The organism is Enterocloster clostridioformis, assembly GCF_020297485.1.
GTDB classification, from domain to species: Bacteria; Bacillota; Clostridia; order Lachnospirales; family Lachnospiraceae; genus Enterocloster; species Enterocloster clostridioformis.
The window spans coordinates 3,883,204-3,897,932 of sequence record NZ_JAIWZC010000001.1; the positions used below are offsets into that span (position 1 = coordinate 3,883,204).

15 protein-coding genes are annotated in these 14,729 nt (G+C 48.8%); 13 read left to right on the plus strand and 2 right to left on the minus strand.

Going from position 1 to position 14,729, the window contains the following annotated elements:
* The first annotated feature begins 57 nt into the window (after positions 1 to 57).
* The 6 genes from LA360_RS31495 to LA360_RS19590 are packed head-to-tail and all read left to right on the plus strand — an operon-like array spanning position 58 to position 3,991.
* Positions 58 to 261, plus strand: coding sequence for a substrate-binding domain-containing protein (locus LA360_RS31495; RefSeq protein ID WP_225537620.1), 204 nt, complete (start codon positions 58 to 60; stop codon positions 259 to 261).
* A 6-nt stretch (positions 262 to 267) separates the two neighbouring features.
* Positions 268 to 999 carry a 6-phosphogluconolactonase gene (locus LA360_RS19570; RefSeq protein WP_022203446.1) on the plus strand — a complete coding sequence of 244 codons (732 nt, stop codon included), beginning with the start codon at positions 268 to 270 and terminating at the stop codon, positions 997 to 999.
* Between the two features lie 21 nt (positions 1,000 to 1,020).
* Complete coding sequence (locus LA360_RS19575; protein ID WP_225537621.1) at positions 1,021 to 1,401, plus strand: extracellular solute-binding protein; 381 nt, start codon at positions 1,021 to 1,023, stop codon at positions 1,399 to 1,401.
* An 8-nt stretch (positions 1,402 to 1,409) separates the two neighbouring features.
* A complete protein-coding gene (locus tag LA360_RS19580; protein ID WP_225537622.1) occupies positions 1,410 to 2,210 on the plus strand; it encodes an extracellular solute-binding protein in 801 nt (266 codons plus the stop codon).
* A 57-nt stretch (positions 2,211 to 2,267) separates the two neighbouring features.
* Positions 2,268 to 3,161 (plus strand): carbohydrate ABC transporter permease, encoded by an 894-nt coding sequence (locus LA360_RS19585; RefSeq protein WP_022203444.1) that lies wholly within the window; start codon positions 2,268 to 2,270, stop codon positions 3,159 to 3,161.
* On the plus strand, positions 3,158 to 3,991 hold the full coding sequence (locus LA360_RS19590; RefSeq protein WP_022203443.1) for a carbohydrate ABC transporter permease: 834 nt from the start codon (positions 3,158 to 3,160) through the stop codon (positions 3,989 to 3,991). Before LA360_RS19585 ends, LA360_RS19590 begins: the two co-directional genes overlap by 4 nt.
* A gap of 10 nt (positions 3,992 to 4,001) precedes the next feature.
* On the opposite strand, the gene LA360_RS19595 is transcribed toward LA360_RS19590, so the two are convergent.
* Complete coding sequence (locus LA360_RS19595) at positions 4,002 to 4,397, minus strand: DUF2752 domain-containing protein (RefSeq protein WP_002585427.1); 396 nt, start codon at positions 4,395 to 4,397, stop codon at positions 4,002 to 4,004.
* Positions 4,390 to 4,734: a DUF4234 domain-containing protein gene (locus LA360_RS19600; RefSeq protein WP_002585428.1), complete on the minus strand. Its 345-nt coding sequence runs from the start codon at positions 4,732 to 4,734 to the stop codon at positions 4,390 to 4,392. Before LA360_RS19600 ends, LA360_RS19595 begins: the two co-directional genes overlap by 8 nt.
* A 273-nt stretch (positions 4,735 to 5,007) precedes the next feature.
* On the opposite strand from LA360_RS19600, the gene LA360_RS19605 reads away from it, so the two are divergent.
* The 7 genes from LA360_RS19605 to LA360_RS19635 all read left to right on the plus strand — a co-directional run bounded on the left by LA360_RS19605 (position 5,008) and on the right by LA360_RS19635 (position 14,694).
* A complete protein-coding gene (locus tag LA360_RS19605) occupies positions 5,008 to 7,056 on the plus strand; it encodes a DHH family phosphoesterase (protein ID WP_002585429.1) in 2,049 nt (682 codons plus the stop codon).
* A gap of 44 nt (positions 7,057 to 7,100) precedes the next feature.
* Positions 7,101 to 7,547, plus strand: a complete 447-nt coding sequence (gene rplI, locus LA360_RS19610; RefSeq protein WP_002585430.1) for a 50S ribosomal protein L9 — start codon at positions 7,101 to 7,103, stop codon at positions 7,545 to 7,547.
* A gap of 71 nt (positions 7,548 to 7,618) precedes the next feature.
* Positions 7,619 to 8,977, plus strand: a complete 1,359-nt coding sequence (dnaB, locus tag LA360_RS19615; RefSeq protein ID WP_002585431.1) for a replicative DNA helicase — start codon at positions 7,619 to 7,621, stop codon at positions 8,975 to 8,977.
* A gap of 93 nt (positions 8,978 to 9,070) precedes the next feature.
* The gene (locus LA360_RS19620; RefSeq protein ID WP_002585432.1) at positions 9,071 to 9,739 is read left to right on the plus strand and encodes a MerR family transcriptional regulator; all 669 of its coding nucleotides are present in this window, start codon (positions 9,071 to 9,073) and stop codon (positions 9,737 to 9,739) included.
* Positions 9,740 to 9,966: 227 nt separating this feature from the next.
* A complete protein-coding gene (locus LA360_RS19625) occupies positions 9,967 to 11,568 on the plus strand; it encodes a C40 family peptidase (RefSeq protein WP_022203442.1) in 1,602 nt (533 codons plus the stop codon).
* 43 nt (positions 11,569 to 11,611) lie between these two features.
* Positions 11,612 to 12,307, plus strand: coding sequence for a response regulator transcription factor (locus tag LA360_RS19630; protein ID WP_002566379.1), 696 nt, complete (start codon positions 11,612 to 11,614; stop codon positions 12,305 to 12,307).
* An 8-nt stretch (positions 12,308 to 12,315) separates the two neighbouring features.
* Positions 12,316 to 14,694: a sensor histidine kinase gene (locus LA360_RS19635; protein WP_002585434.1), complete on the plus strand. Its 2,379-nt coding sequence runs from the start codon at positions 12,316 to 12,318 to the stop codon at positions 14,692 to 14,694.
* Positions 14,695 to 14,729: the final 35 nt, after the last annotated feature.

The window sequence follows — 14,729 nt, forward strand, 5'->3', positions numbered from 1 at the left end:
GTTTGTTGTCAGCAGCCCGTTTCTCGGTCTGCGTGTAGTTCCTTATAAACTGACCTAATGGATGATATTTTTGTCAGTAAGATGGTGACGCCAAGACTTACTACGATTCATGAACCGGCAGAAGAAATGGGCAAACGGTCTGCTAAATATCTTATTGATAAAATTGAGGGTAAGTCCAGGAATATAGTTAATATCACAATGCAGCCTACTCTGGTTGAAAGGAATTCTGTAAGGAAGGTTCATAGTAAAATCAGGAGGTAAGGAGAGATGGCAGTATATATTCTTGACAATTCCGAAGAATTGGGAGAGAAGGCAGCTGATTTAATTGCTAAAAAGTTAAATGAAGCCATAGAAAAAAGGGGACAGGCAAGAATCATTCTATCCACAGGGGCATCACAGTTTGAGACAATTAAGTATCTGGTTGAGAAGAACGTTGACTGGGAAAAGGTTACCATGTTTCATTTGGATGAGTATTTGGAACTGCCTGAAACCCACAAGGCAAGTTTCAGGCGCTACCTGAAAGAGCGTTTTACCAGCAAAGTACCGGTTAAGGTGCATTTTGTAAACACGGAAGGGGATGTGGAGGAGAATCTAAAGGAACTGACCAGAGAAATTCGAAAAGACATCATAGATATAGGCGTTATTGGTATTGGTGAAAACGGCCATATCGCATTTAATGACCCGCCGGCTGATTTTGAGACACGGGAAGCATACAGAATCGTGTCTTTGGAAGAACGCTGCAGGAAACAGCAGCTGAATGAAGGCTGGTTCCCAACACTTGATGAAGTCCCGTTCAAGGCCGTTTCAATGACTCCTTATCAGATTATGCAGTGTGAAACAATTGTATCCAGTGTACCGGGGGAGAGAAAGGCTGAGGCTGTCAGAAATACACTTAAGTCGGAAGAGGTTACAAACATGGTTCCGGCTACCTTACTTAAGACACATAAGGACTGGCATTTGTTCCTGGATAAAGAGTCATCATCGCTTATTGATAGTTAGTGTAGAGGGAGGAGAATTGAAATGAAGAAAATGATATCTGTTTTACTGGCAGGCATTCTGGCTGTTAACTTAGGTGCATGTTCTTCGGCAGCGTCCAAAGCATCTAAAGAAGCAGAATCCGCTGCTCCGGCAGGAACCACGGCCCAGCAGAGCGGCGGGAAGCGTACTCTGCGTATAGCAGGTGAGTCATGGCAGGTCACAAAGCTATATCTGAATGAAGCAGCTGAAGCATTTATGAAGGACCATCCGGATGTAACGGTTGAGGTTCAGACTTATGCAGATCCTACGGTTGTGTCCAATTACAGCATCAACTGGCAAAAAGGAGATACCCCTTGTGACCTGGTGGTTATAGATGGCGCTTCTTTTGCTGAACAGTTTGTTACAAAGGACCTTATAACATAAATAAGGCGATGTTTAAAGACGCAGGTCTTGTGGATGAGAACGGCGGGGCATTGGTTCCAAAGACATGGGATGATGTTTATGAATTTGCTAAGAAACTAACTAAGACAGAGAATGGTGTTGTCACACAGCAGGGATGTACTATTCAGTGGAGCAAGGATATACATGGGACTGTATTAGGAATACTTCAGGCATCCTGCGGTGGACTGTATCAGGATGACGGCATTACGGTTAACTTTCAGTCTCAGGAATTTAAGGATATACTGGCAATTTGGCAGAAAGGGGTTAAGGATGGAGTGTTCTCTACCGAGACATTTGCTGACTACGATGCAGGTAAGAACAGTTATAAAGCCGGTAAGGTTGCCATACTTCTTCAGTCAGGTTCCAACTGGGTAGAGGCGATTCCGACCATTGGAGAGGAAAATGCGTCTGTTGTTCCCATACCAGGGGGAGAAGAAAATGGATCGGTTGGATATGTAAATGGCGTCATTATTCCCAAGTGTTCTCCAAGTTCTGATTTGGCAGTACAGTTTGTTCAGGAGCAGCTTCTGGGCGAATATACACAGACCAGTATCGTGAACCAGTATGGTAAGATTCCTGTAATTACGGAGTATTACAATAAGACAGAATCACCTAATTGGCAGAACATTAAGGGGTCCATTGAAAAGGCAGTCACCTATCCTCCTTATAAAGATTTGGGGGAATTTGTAATAAAATGTCAGGAGATTTTCCAAGCCAGCCTTGTGGATGGGACAGATGTGAATACAGCAGCTGAGGAGCTCCAAAATATGGTAAATAAGTTGGATAAGTAATTTGCAAAGGTGCTATGCAAATCATGTGTAGCACCTTTCTTGGCAAGGAGGCAGAAAATGAAGAGGACGTGGAGCGCAAAGAAACAGAAGGCATTTTGGGGAATATTATTTGTCTTGCCCAGTTTTTTGATTATAGCTGTATTTGTTGCATATCCCCTGTGCTATACAGCGTACCTAAGTATGTCTGAGTATGACTTTATGTATGACTTGACTCCCTCTTTTGTAGGAATTAAGAACTATGTGTCACTGTTTTCTGATCCTGATTTCCTTGTATCAATGAAGAACACAGCTGTATTTGCTTCTTTGGACTTCATTTTGCTGATGGTATTGTCTTTGATTATAGCATTGCTTATTTTCTTCTGTAAAAAAGGAACAGGTATTTTCAGGACTGCTGTATTTACTCCTATTGTAGTACCGGCATCGCTGGCATGTATCATATTTGGCTGGCTGTTCAGTGAAAATTTCGGATATATCAATTATTTCCTGGTAAAGATTGGACTTCCGCAGCTCACCCGTGCCTGGCTGACCTCCAGAAATACAGCCATGGGCACTACCATTGCAGCCAACCTATGGTACAATATAGGATTTATAACCATTCTGTTTTTGGCAGGGCTCCAGTCTATATCGACAGATATCCTGGAAGCAGCAGTGGTTGACGGTGTTACGGGAATAAAAAAGATTTTTTATATCGTTCTGCCAAGTTTGAGGGAAAGTTTTGTCATTACTGGTATATGGGGAATCGTTACCGCTTTAAAGGTATTTGTGGAGCCCATGGTCATGACCGGAGGAGGTCCGGGCAACGCCACCAGAACACTATATATGTATATATATAACACGGCTTTTAAATATTTTGATATGGGCTATGCGTCAGCCATGGCGTTTGTACTCAGTGGATTGATTCTCCTGTTTTCACTGATTAATTTGATGGTTTCGAAAGGAGAAAAAGAATGAAGGTAATGAAAAACATCCCCAGGCTGATTATGTTTGCAGTTCTGACCCTAATTGCAGTGGTTTTTGTAATTCCTATTTTCTACAGTGTATTTAATTCTTTTAAGAGCCAGAAAGAAATTTTGTCTACGACCATGACATTTTTCCCCAACAGCCCTTCCCTGGAAAACTATTTATATGTATTCCAGCACGGCTCACAGTATTTGGGGTATTACGTAAATAGCTTGAAAATCACATTTATTGGGGTAATATTAACAGTTATCCTAAGTGCCATGAGCGGATATGCCTTTGCAAGGCTTCCTTTTAAAGGGAGCGGCGCGGTAATGGCATTTATCCTGTTTGTCATTACCTTTCCTTTGGCAGCACTTTTGATTCCTATTTATATTATGGAATATAATGTGGGGCTCTTGAACACAACTATGGGTTTAGTACTTCCAAATGTAATGAATGTACTGCCGTTTTCGATTTTTATTATGCGGGGGATTTTTCTGGGGCTTCCTGTTGAATTGGAGGAGGCGGCAAGGATGGATGGGTGCAGCGTATTCCGGACTTGGAAAGATGTTATGGCGCCTTTGGCTAAGAATGGAATGATAATTGTACTGGTATTTTCCTTTTATAATATATGGGGGGAATATACCATGGGAAAGACACTGGCTACTCAGGACAGCGCTATGCCCATTGCGGTAGCTTTGACACTGTTAAAGGGTGATAGCTGGAATTTTGGAGTATTGGGTGCGGTTATAACAATGACAATCATACCTCCGGTAATCATATTTATCATATTCCAGAGACAACTGGTGGACGGAATTGCCATGGGGGCTGTAAAGGGATAATTGAGAGATATCAAGGCCTCAGCCACCCAAAACCAGGCAGATTCCGCATCACCCCAAACACAAGCAGCACCCCAATCATTACATAGAAAACACAGGCCTGAACCCGTGTAAGGCGTGTGCTTCCGGTCCTTACATACCGTACGGCCATCCAGACAGCCATGAACAGTCCCGGGGGAAGCAGTAGAAAGAGGGCTGCATTGGCCTGAAAGGCAGAAGCAAAGTCCAGACGGAGAAGGGACAGACACATCCGGCTTACGCCGCAGCCCGGGCAGTACAGTCCGGTGACGGTATGAAACAGGCAGGGAATCAGGGGACGTCCCGCCAGAATACAGATAAATGCATAAAACAGGCCGGCTCCCAGGAGCCCGCCTGTTTTTATGCATACTGTCCGAAGACGTTTATGCATTAGGGAGATATTTATTCAGCTCATTCTGAAGCAGGGCGTAAGCCACGATGCCCAGTCCGAACAGGCTGAGTAGCAGATAGACCACCGGTGCGCTTCCCCTTGGCTCGCCATGCTGGTCATGAAGCGTTTCAACTGCATTGCCCATCTGGTACATCCAGAACAGGCTGTAAATCCCACAGGTGATCAGTGAGAACAGAAAAACCAGTCCTCCGCTTGTACCCTGCCTGCCGGAGAGCGCGTTGGTTTCGTCGTTCAGTACGATCATCCAATAGATGCCGTAAATTCCGCAGGTAACCAAGCTCAGCAGGATACATACTACGATGTTGCGCTGTTTCATACATATATCCTCCTTGGTATGGTATGTTCGTGTAATACAGCTTAGATTCTATCATAGGCATAACCGTTTATCAACAAAAAGCGTTACAATGTTCATCTTTTTGCTCTCTTTTATCTCCTTTTTACACAGATTATGTCTTGGGCTCCGGGGAAATTGCTGGCACAGTACTGGCATTGCTGGCAAAATCTCATTTTTATGGACGAATGAGACCGAATATGTTATACTAACTAAGATAGGCGTATTCTGATTTTCGGATACGAATGGAGGCAGACTATGAGAGATAAAGGAAGGACGCGGGGGATTTTCAAGGTCTACCTGCAGTGGCCGCTCTTTTTGTCGGTCCTTTTAATCGTGCTGACTGCTGTTGTGGCAGCGGTATCCATAAAAGCCGGCATTATAGTATCGGTCTTTACCATTGTCTATATAGGGATTGCCCTTTGGCTGTATTTTTCAAGAAAAAGAGGCATACTTGCCGGGCTCATCGCATTTTCGTCCGCTTATGACCAGAGCAGACAGAACCTGCTGGAAGAGATGCTGATGCCCTATGCGGTGGCAGACGGCTCAGGACATCTGTTGTGGATGAACCGGGAGTTTACGGCAATCCTGGAAGAAGACAAGAATTCATATAAGAATATCACGGCCATGTTTCCTGAGATTACAAAGGAAATGCTGGCTACCGGCGGGGAGGTTGTGAGCCTTCACAGCTGCCTGGGAGACAGGAAGTTCCGGATTGATCTAAAGCAGGTCATGGTGGACAGCCTTGACGCGGCAGTGACCGCGGGAGGGCTGGAGGGACAGGGCTCGTCTGTTACGGCTGTTTATCTGCTGGACGAGACACAGACCCTTAAGTACATGCAGCAGATTAATGATCAGAAGCTGGTGGCGGGACTGATTTACCTGGATAACTATGACGAAGCCCTGGAAAGCGTGGAGGAGGTCCGGCGCTCCCTTTTGACCGCCCTCATAGACCGGAAGATAAGCAAATATATCTCCGGCATGAACGGTATCGTAAAAAAGATTGAGAAGGATAAATATTTCTTTGCCATCAAGCAGCAGTACATGGCCAGGATACAGGAAGAGCGTTTTTCCATCCTGGAGGATGTAAAGACAGTGAACATAGGCAATGACATGGCTGTTACCTTAAGTATCGGTATCGGTATGAACGGCGACAGCTACAGCCAGAATTATGAATATGCCAGGACATCCATTGACATGGCCCTGGGACGGGGCGGTGACCAGGCAGTGGTCAAGGACTCCGACAAGATTCAGTATTATGGCGGCAAGGCCCAGCAGATGGAGAAGACCACCAGGGTGAAGGCCAGGGTAAAGGCACACGCCCTCAGGGAGCTGATGGAGAACAAGGACCGGCTCCTTATCATGGGACACCGTCTGGCGGACATTGATTCCTTTGGCGCGGCAGTGGGCATATACCGCATTGCCATGTCCATGAATAAGAAGGCCAACATTGTGGTCAACGAGGTGACCTCGTCGGTGCGTCCCATGATGGAGCGATTTACGGGAAATGCCGAATATCCTGAGGACATGCTGCTCACAGGCCCCAAGGCAGCCGAGCTGGTGGACCAGGGGACCATGCTGGTTATCGTGGATGTGAACCGGCCCAGCATTACGGATGAACCGGCTCTTTTGGAGATGGTGAAGACCATTGTGGTTTTGGACCATCACAGGACCAGCAGCGAAATCATAGATAACGCGGTTCTTTCCTACGTGGAGCCCTATGCCTCATCCACCTGTGAGATGGTGGCAGAGGTATTGCAATATATCGCAGATGGTATTAAAATCAAATCTGCAGAGGCGGATGCCATGTACGCCGGCATTGTCATCGACACCCAGAACTTTACCAATCAGACAGGCGTCAGGACATTTGAGGCAGCGGCATTTTTAAGGAGAAGCGGTGCTGACATCACCAGGGTGCGCAAGCTTTTCAGGGAGAATATGAAGGACTACCAGGCAAAGGCGGACGCGGTCAGGAAGGCGGAGGTGTTTATGGATGCATTTGCCATCAGTGAGTGCCCAGCCGAAGGGCTGGAGAGTCCCACCATCATCGGTGCCCAGGCAGCCAACGAACTTCTGGAGATCCGCGGCATGAAGGCTTCGGTGGTGCTTACAGATTATAACGGAACCATTTATTTCAGCGCCAGGTCCATTGACGAGGTTAATGTTCAGGTCATGATGGAGAAGCTGGGCGGCGGCGGACACCGCACCATAGCAGGTGCCCAGATGCAGGGCGTGACCGTGGAAGAAGCAAAGGAACAGCTGAAAGACGTCATCCGCCAGATGATGGAGGAAGGCGAGGTATCCTGATTAGGGATACCCATAGACACAGAATCAGAAAGGAAGTATGAGACATGCAGGTAGTATTACTGGAAGACGTGAAGGCATTAGGAAAAAAAGGCCAGATTGTGAATGTGAATGACGGCTATGCCAGAAATTTTATTTTGCCCAAGAAGCTTGGGGTGGAAGCTAATTCCAAGAATCTGAATGATTTAAAGCTTAAAAAGGCCAACGATGACAGGATTGCGGCAGAGCAGCTGGCGGCAGCAAAGGAGCTGGGAGCAAAGCTGGATGAGTCCTCCGTTACCCTGACCATCAAGGCGGGAGAGGGCGGAAGAGCTTTCGGCTCCGTATCCTCCAAGGAAATCGGCAAGGCCATTGGGGACCAGCTGGGAATTGACATTGACAAGAAAAAGATTATGCTGAACGACCCCATCAAGTCCATTGGCAGCTTCGAGGTGCCTGTTAAGCTTCATAAGGAAGTGACCGCCAGACTGGCTGTCAAGGTAGTGGAAGCATAAAATCATAGCGCAGACACAGGACCCGCCTCAACAGGCGGGTCTCATAGATTCAGATACAGGAGACGAGTAATATGGAAGAAGCCCTGATTAAGCGGGTGCTTCCCCACAGTCTGGAGGCGGAACAGTCGGTCATCGGTTCCATGCTCATGGACAGGGAGGCAGTGATTGCCGCGTCGGAGATTGTTACGGGAAGTGATTTTTACCAGCAGCAGTACGGCATCATGTTCGACGCCATGGTGGAGCTGTTCAATGAAGGCAAGCCCGTGGACCTGGTAACCCTCCAGGACCGTCTGAAGGAAAAGGACGTGCCTCCTGAGGTGAGCAGCCTGGATTTTGTGCGGGACATCGTTACCATGGTGCCTACGTCCGCCAATGTAAGGTCCTATGCCGCCATTGTAGGTGAGAAGGCAGTACTGCGCAGGCTGATTAAGACCACGGAGGAGATTGCCAATACCTGTTACGCCGGAAAGGAGCCATTGGAGAACATTCTGGCAGACACGGAGAAGTCCGTTTTTAACCTGCTGCAAAACCGCGGGGGGCAGGATTTTGTGCCCATCAAGCAGGTGGCCATCAATGTGCTGGAGAAGATTGAGGATGCCTATAAGAACCAGGGAACTGTCACGGGAATACCTTCCGGCTTTATTGACCTGGATTATAAGCTTTCCGGCTTCCAGCCTTCGGACTTTATCCTGATAGCGGCCCGTCCTTCCATGGGTAAGACGGCTTTTGTCCTGAACGTGGTGGACTATGTGGCGGTGCGAAAGAGCCTGCCCTGCATGGTGTTCAGCCTGGAGATGTCCAAGGAGCAGCTGGTGAACCGTATGCTTTCCATGGAGTCCAATGTGGATTCCCAGAAGCTGCGGACCGGCTCCCTGACGGATTCTGACTGGGATGCGGTGGTTGAGGGTATCGGCGTCATAGGGAATTCCAAGCTGATAATCGATGACACCCCGGGTATATCCATATCAGAGCTGCGCTCCAAGTGCAGGAAGATGAAGCTGGAGTATGGACTCAGCGTCGTAATCATTGACTACCTGCAGCTCATGAGCGGCAGCAAGAAGGGCGGAGGTGATAACCGCCAGCAGGAAATTTCCGATATCTCCCGTTCCCTGAAGGCCCTTGCCAGAGAACTTCATGCCCCTGTCATTGCCCTGTCACAGCTGTCCCGTGCCTGCGAGACCAGGCAGGATCACAGGCCCATGCTCTCCGACCTTCGTGAGTCGGGAGCCATCGAGCAGGATGCCGACGTGGTAATGTTCCTGTACCGTGATGATTATTATAATAAGGATACGGAGCATCCCAACGAGGCAGAGGTAATCATAGCCAAACAGCGTAACGGCCCCATCGGAACCGTTACATTGATATGGAAACCGGAGTACACCAAGTTTGTGAACGCTGCCAGACCTCAGGGCGGCGGACAGGACACATAAAAATTTTTCCAGGGTGTCATAATATCCATTCTCAATGCATACACTAATAGTAAGGCAGGACATGCCTGTTAACTTGTGAAGGAGAGAATGGCTATGGATGAAGTACATTATCTGATATCGGATGCGTCCAAAAAGGTCGATGTGGAGGCCCATGTATTAAGGTACTGGGAAGAGGAGCTGGAACTTGATATTCCCCGTAACGAAATGGGGCACCGGTACTATACGGATTTACATATCCGCCTGTTCAAACAGGTCAAGAACCTGAAGGAGAAGGGGTATCAGCTGAAGGCAATCAAGCATGCGCTGAACCAGGTCCTGAAAAAGGACGGCAAGGCTCAGGGAGAGCTGTCCGACGAAATCCTGGAGCGCGACATGAACGCTGCACTTAAGGAATTTAAAGAGGAAGACAGCGGAACGTCCCTCAGCACTGTGAAGGGCGATGGCGTGTCCGTGGTTGCCATGGAAGAGAAGATGGAACAGTTTCAGCAGATCATGAACCTGATTATCGGACGTGCCCTGGAGGTGAACAATGAGAAGCTGAGCCAGGATATCAGCTGTCTGGTCAATGAGAAGATGGGCAAGGAACTGGAGTTTTTGTTCCAGGCTTCGGACCAGAAGGAGGAGGAACGGTTCCGCCAGCTGGACGAGACACTCAGAAGCTGCCAGAAGGGCGGACAGGCAGAGGCGGCAGCGGCCAAGGTTCCCTTTTTTAAGCGGCGCAGATTCGGGCGAAGCGGAAAAAAGCTCAGGGACGGAAAGTAAATGCAGATACAGCAGGAGAATGCGCCTGCACCAGGGGAATAACACCGTGGTGCAGGCGCCTTTTTCCGTTGTTTTTCCTTTTTTAATAAACAGGAAATGGTTATTTTATAGTACTTTCAATTTTCTTACGACCTTTATTTTTATATCGCTATTCCTTAAGAAATGTGTTAGAATGAATTTGATTTGAGCTTTTTGACATAAGAAGAAGCAGGAAGGATAAGTTCTTCATGAATTCAAAATACAGAAAATATGTTACATATACGGCAGCCGTAGGCGTGCTGACCCTCAGCGTTTTCCTGGGCGGCTGCACCAAGGAATCCTCATCAGAGGCGGGGGATGCCACGCCCTCTGAGGTCAATGTCATACAGGCTGTACCTGAGACCATTGCCCAGCTGGGGCTGGACGGACAGGTGCTGCCGGGACTGAATGACATTAACCTGCCGGACGCGGAGCCGGCTCCCGAGTACCTTAGGATTGGAGTGCGCCATGAAATCATCAAGAGACTGCAGCAGCGTCTCATGGATCTGGGATTCATGGACAACGATGAGCCTACGGATTATTTCGGAGAGATGACTCAGCAGGCAGTGAAGCATTTCCAGAGGCAGAATGAGCTGCCTATGGACGGTATTGTGGGCAATGTTACCTGGGATGCCATTATGTCTCCGGATGCCAAATACTATGCGGTGTCCAAGGGAACCCAGGGTGATGATATTGAGCGTATCCAGCAGCGTCTTTATGAGCTGGGATACCTGGCAACCGCTGATTTGGTAACAGGCAACTTTGGCGATTCCACGGAAGCAGCTGTGTTAAAGCTCCAGGAGGTCAACGGACTGGAGCAGGATGGAAAGGTGGGGCAGAGGACCATCAACCTGCTGTACAGCGATGAGATTAAACCTAACTTCCTTTCTTACGGTGAGAAGAGCGATGTGGTCCTGGCCTGCCAGGAGCGTCTCAAGGAATTGGGATATCTGACCACCACTCCGGACGGGGCTTACGGTGAGGATACGGTAGTGGCGGTGAAGCAGTTCCAGGCCAGAAATGACCAGGTGGTTGACGGATATCTGGGGCCATCCACCAGGATTGCGCTTAACAGCCCGGATGCCAGGGCCAACGGCCTGATGCTGGGTGAGCGCGGTGACGCGGTTACCAAGGTGCAGCAGCTTCTTAACAAGCACGGATATCTTGTTTCCGGCAATGTGACCGGCTATTACGGCGAAGCCACGGAGAACGCTGTCAGGAACTTCCAGTCCCGCAACGGACTGACTTCCGACGGTCTGGTAGGCGTCCAGACCATGGCCAAGCTGACCAGCGACAATGTAAGGCGCCCGGCGGCTAATTCCGGCGGTTCCGGTACCACCACAAGGCCGGGCAGTTCAGGAAACAGCGGCAATACAGGAAATAACGGCGGATCAGGCAATACGGGCAAGCCGTCAGGCAATACCACACCGCCTGTGAGCATACCTGCAGGCGGAGGCGCATCAGCCCTTATATCGGCTGCCTCATCCAAACTCGGGTCACCGTATGTATGGGGAGCGAAAGGACCGAACTCCTTTGACTGTTCCGGTTTCGTATACTGGTGTCTCAACCAGGTTGGCGTAAACCAGAGCTACCTGACTTCTTCCGGCTGGAGGAATGTGGGACGCTACACTAAGATTACAAACTTTAATGACATCCAGGCCGGTGATATCGTGGTGGTAAGAGGCCATGTAGGTATCGCGGCAGGAGGAGGCACTGTGATTGACGCTTCTTCCAGTAACGGACGGGTGGTGCACAGAAGCCTGAGCCAGTGGTGGGCCAACAACTTCATCTGTGCATGGAGGATTTTCTAACAAACATAAAAGCACTGGAATATAAAAAGGAGGGCGTTTGGTGATGCAGACCATACTGGTATGTGATGATGACAAGCAGATTGTGGAGGCCATTGATATCTATTTGACAGGAGAGGGGTTTAAGGTAATCAAAGCTTATGACGGCTATGAGGCCCTGGAGTATCTGGATAAAAATGAGGTGGATTTATTGATTGTGGATGTGATGATGCCGGGACTGGACGGCATCCGCACTACCCTGAAGGTCAGGGAGAACAGCAGCATACCCATCATCATCCTCTCCGCCAAGTCCGAGGATGCAGATAAAATTCTGGGACTTAACATCGGGGCTGACGATTACATCACGAAGCCCTTTAATCCCCTGGAGCTGGTAGCCAGGGTCAAGTCCCAGATGCGGCGTTATACCCAGCTGGGGAACCTGAACCAGCAGGCGGACGGACAGATTTATAAGTGCGGCGGCCTTCAGATCAATGATGACAACAAAGAGGTGACCGTGGACGGCGATGCCATCAAGCTGACGCCCATCGAGTACAATATCCTGCTTCTTCTGGTGAAGAATGCGGGAAAGGTGTTTTCCATTGATGAGATTTATGAGCAGATATGGAATGAGGAGGCCATCGGCGCGGACAACACAGTGGCCGTGCACATACGCCATATCCGGGAGAAAATAGAGATTAACCCAAGGGAGCCAAAGTACCTGAAGGTGGTATGGGGTGTAGGATATAAGATAGAAAAGCAGTAGGTGGTTGTATGACAGATGAGAAGAGGAAATTCAGACGGAGGAAGCTGATCCTGACCCTGTTCCACATTATCTTTGTGGCCATGTCCGTATTCGGGATCAGCGCCATGTACCTTAACTCCAATTACGGAAAAGGTGTAAAGTGGATATACGAGGATGCATATGAGGATTCAGCCCAGTTTGACAAACAGCTGACAGAGGATATCGACCGCATATTTACCTATGTGGGCTATAAGGATATGTTTGAGACCAACGGAAAGCTGGATATGCATAAGGTTATTGTAAGGGTCAGCAATGGACCGGGGGAGCAGGGCACGGAGTGGACCCTGGACCGGATTGTGCGCTATATCAAGACCAGGGGCTACTATCTGGATGAGAATTTCCAATTGGCCGGATCGCCCATTTCCATGGACGATGAGGAGGAAGAAATAACCGTTGATTTCCAGAGCTATAATCCGGATTTTGTGGATGCGGACGCAGGAGAGGCTCCAAGGATGACCATGGAAGACCTGGCCCTTGATATACTGGTCCATCTGAGTGAATATTACACCATATATTACAATTACATAGAAAACGATACAAACCTGAGCTTCCGTATCGAATACAAGAGCGACAAGGGTGATATAAAGGTATCCACCAATGTGCCGGATAAGACCATGGAGGAGATAGTGGGTACGGGGAAGTATCTTTACGTGCCGGGAAATACCATCCGCATGGATACCAACATGGCCACGGTGCCTGCCAATGCGGCAACACTCCTTGAGATATGGAATCCCTATAAGAACGATAAGAACTATATGGTCCTGTCCGTGGATACCAGCTATCCCAACACGGATGCATACTCCATAGAAGCCAAGGCATATAAGGAGGCCAGGAACGAGTTCATCATGGGTATGGGCAGCGTCATACTGGGTGGCCTGGGATGTGTGGTCACACTGGCCATGCTGATGCTTATGTCAGGCCATACCACGGACGGAAGCGCGGAGATACGCCTGTTCCCCATTGATGATATTCACACGGAGCTCTGTCTGATTCTGTGGGCGGCGGCAACAGCGGTGTTCATCCATATAGGAAGATATGTGGGAATCCGTCTGTTCAGCCTGTTTGCTCCCAATGAACAATGGAATTACTGGAATAAGATGATTAAACTGGTCATTGTGTACGGGAGCGTTGTATTGTGCGGTTTTGATTTGCTGCGCAGGTATAAGGCCAGGACCTTATGGAGCAACAGCCTTGCAAAACGGGCACTGGAGGCTTCCAGGGACTATGTGGGAAGGGTCAGCTACGCAGTGGGGACCGGGTTCTGCTACCTGCTGTTTCTGGGATTCAACGCGGGTATGCTGTGGGGATTGATTTTCCTCTTTTTCTATAAGGGAAATAAGCTGAGCTACCAGATTATGTTTTACGTATTCGTGGTGCTGTATCTGGGATTGGATGGGTGGATATACCACCTGTTATTTAAGAAGTCAGTGCAGAGGGATGTTCTGGACATGGCGGTCAGCAGCATCTCCCAGGGGGACACCAGCTATCAGATTGATACTGCCCGTCTGTCCGGCAAGGAACGGCAGATGGCAGAGCATCTCAACAACATCAGCAGCGGTCTGGATTCAGCCATCCAGGAGCAGGTTAAGAGCGAGCGGCTGAAGGCAAGCCTGATAACCAATGTGTCCCATGATATCAAGACCCCTCTTACGTCCATTATCAATTACGTGGACCTGCTGAAGCGGGAGAAAATACAGGACCCCAAGATTGCCGCATATCTGGAAGTGCTGGACCAGAAGTCCCAGAGGCTGAAGACTCTGACAGAGGACCTGGTGGAGGCATCCAAGGCCAGTTCGGGCAATATGAAGCTGGATATATCGGATATTGACCTGGTAGAGCTGGTACAGCAGACCAACGGTGAATTTGAGGAACGGTTTGCCCTGCGCAGGCTGGAACTGATTTCCAGCATACCGGATGAGGTGCTTATCATCCAGGCTGACGGACGCCGCCTGTGGCGTGTCCTGGAAAATCTCTATACCAATGCAGTGAAATATGCCATGGAACACAGCCGGGTCTATGTGGATGTGCTGGACGAGGGCGGCAAGGCCATATTTACCATTAAGAATGTTTCTGAGTCATCGCTGAACATCAGCCCGGATGAGCTGACAGAGCGTTTTGTCAGGGGGGATGTGTCCAGGGCCACGGAGGGAAGCGGCCTGGGATTGTCCATATCCAAGGATTTGACCCGGCTTCAGGGAGGCGAGTTCCAGGTTGTCATAGACGGGGATCTGTTTAAGGCCGTTGTGTCATTCCCGGTAAAGAGAGTTGAGTTTAAGGCGGAAAAAACAGTTGGGGAACCGGGAGACATATCTCAGGATTTTGGTTATGAAGAAGATATTGTGGTATAAGTCCTGTTTATCGGAATTATGACCATGAGGATTTT